Raw genomic sequence first — 1,623 nt, 5'->3', positions numbered from 1 at the left:
CTGCTGAAAAAGTCACCCGCTGTGGATCCTTGAAAACCGCATAAAAGCAGGGATTCCCGGCCCTATTGTCGAATTTATCCAGTGACCAAACCATCCAAATTCGAAGGGGGGAATCCCGATAAGCAAGTATTCGCGCCGGGGGGCGTGAGTTCCTGCTTCGGGGATTCAATGCAACAATATGACCACGAGCAATTAGACTTCTTGACGGCGGCGATGCCGCCGGAGGTGTGGACGCTGCCCGCCGAATTGGCCGCTGTGGATCACCTGTTGGCGGATCCCGCGATTTTGGCTCCACTACTGGCTCAACTTGACCCCGAACGGGGTCGGCCCTCGGTCCCAGCAGCCCAGATCTTGCGTCTCTTGTACCTCAAGGACCGATATCAATTGGCGGACCGGGTGCTGATCCAAGAAGTGGCGGATAGCTTTCACTGGCGGAAGTTCTGCCACTTCGGGATCGCGGACCCCCTGCCACACCCGACCACGCTGACGTACTGGCGGCGCCGGCTGGGACCGACCGGCATCGCGGCCGTCAACCGGGCCGTCACGGCCCGGCTCCACACGGAGAAGATCGTCCGCGGGCGCCGGTTTCGGATGGATTCCACCGTCGTTGAAGCCGATATCCATTATCCGACGGATTCGGGTCTCATTGCGGATGGCATTCGTCACGTAGCCCGTAGGGCGCGACACGTGGCAGCCCTGGTGGATGAGGTGTCGGTTCCTATTCGGGACCGCGCCCGCAGCGTTAAGCGCCGCCTCCTCAACATCGGGAAAGTCTTGAGACGCCGGACTGGTGAGGCGGTGACGGAGGTGCGCCGGATTACGGAAGAACTGGCGCGGATTGGGGAGGCACAAGGGCGTGCGGTCGCACGGCTGATTGACGCGGCGAAGGAGCAGCTTCCCGTGCTTAACCAGGCAGCGGCGCGCCGGGTAGCCCAAGTCAAACAGGCTTTGCAGGATCTCCAGACGGTCATCCGCCAGAGTCGGTCGGCCACCGCCGGAGAGCGAATCCCCGATCGGATGGTGAGCGTGGCAGATCCCGAGGCGCGGCCCATTAAAAAGGGCAAACTGGGGCATCCCGTGCAATTTGGCTACAAAGTGCAGATCGTGGAAGCGGAAAATGGGTTCGTCACCGATTACTCGGTTAGCACCGGGAACCCACCGGACGCCGAGGCACTCGGCCCCGCCTTGGATCGCCATCGCGCCCAGTTCGGGCGCGATCCGGACATCGTGGCCACCGACCGGGGCTACGACAGCGCCGGCAATCAGCGGGACTGCCAGAGCCGGAGCATCAGGACCGTCGCCATCCCGAAACGCGGCAAGAAATCGACCGCCCGCATCGCGCAGGAACGCGGTGCTGCGTTCCGCCGAGCCCAGCGTTGGCGGGCCGGAGGGGAGGGCACCATTAGTCGGTTAAATCGGAAGTATGGGCTCCGACGCAGTCGCTACCGAGGCTATGAGGTGGTGGCAACGGGGATCGGCCTCAGCATCTTCACCCATAATGTCCGCCGCTGGGCCCAGCGGCAGATCGGCTAAGGTCCCCCGACGTCCGCTCAAGGATCCCCAACCCATTGCCCAGTCCGTGTTCCAATCGTGGTCATACGCACGGACAGACTTTTTCAGCAC

At 62.7% G+C, this 1,623-nt stretch carries 1 protein-coding gene; it reads left to right on the top strand.

Translation table 11 applies throughout. The features are described from left to right. Positions 1–168: 168 nt before the first annotated feature. A complete protein-coding gene (locus tag HIJ39_RS22795) occupies positions 169–1,533 on the top strand; it encodes an ISNCY family transposase (RefSeq protein ID WP_169103318.1) in 1,365 nt (454 codons plus the stop codon). Positions 1,534–1,623 lie beyond the last annotated feature (90 nt).

This window comes from Sulfobacillus harzensis (assembly GCF_012933365.1).
Lineage (GTDB): Bacteria > Bacillota > Sulfobacillia > Sulfobacillales > Sulfobacillaceae > Sulfobacillus_B > Sulfobacillus_B harzensis.
The sequence above is the reverse complement of the archived record's forward strand: the minus strand, read 5'-3'. Positions and strand labels throughout refer to the sequence as shown.

Coding starts and splice junctions, on each gene's coding strand:
- HIJ39_RS22795 (WP_169103318.1), top strand. CDS start 169: ATGCAACAATATGACCACGAGCAATTAGACTTCTTGACGGCGGCGATG.